This window comes from Micromonospora sp. URMC 107, from assembly GCF_051386315.1.
GTDB lineage: Bacteria > Actinomycetota > Actinomycetes > Mycobacteriales > Micromonosporaceae > Micromonospora.
This window is the reverse complement of sequence record NZ_JBPQTK010000334.1, coordinates 1-278: the sequence shown is the minus strand read 5'-3', so window position 1 is coordinate 278 and position 278 is coordinate 1. Positions and strand designations below refer to the sequence as shown.

Annotated in this window: 1 pseudogene; it reads right to left on the bottom strand. The window is 72.7% G+C overall.

The window, feature by feature from the left end:
- Window positions 1-77 precede the first annotated feature (77 nt).
- Window positions 78-278, bottom strand: a pseudogene (locus ACSNN9_RS28755) (hypothetical protein); the annotation flags it as partial.

Here is a 278-nt window from a genome sequence, read left to right as displayed (position 1 = left end):
ATCGGCCGGCCCTTCGCGCTGTTCCGGCAGATGTTCCGCGACGCCGCCGAGAGCGGCAACCCGCTCTACGGCGCGGCTCAGGCCCAGGGGGCCGTCGGGTACCACGGGATGATCTCGCGGCGGGCGAGCAGCCGCACGTCCCAGTAGAGGAACGTGAAGGCGCCGGCGACGATGAACGCGACCGCGGTCAGGACCGCCAGGCGGCTCGGCCGGGCGCTGAACCAGCGTTGCAGGCGGGAACCGGCGAGCCAGGCCAGCAGCAGGAACAGCACCGCCAT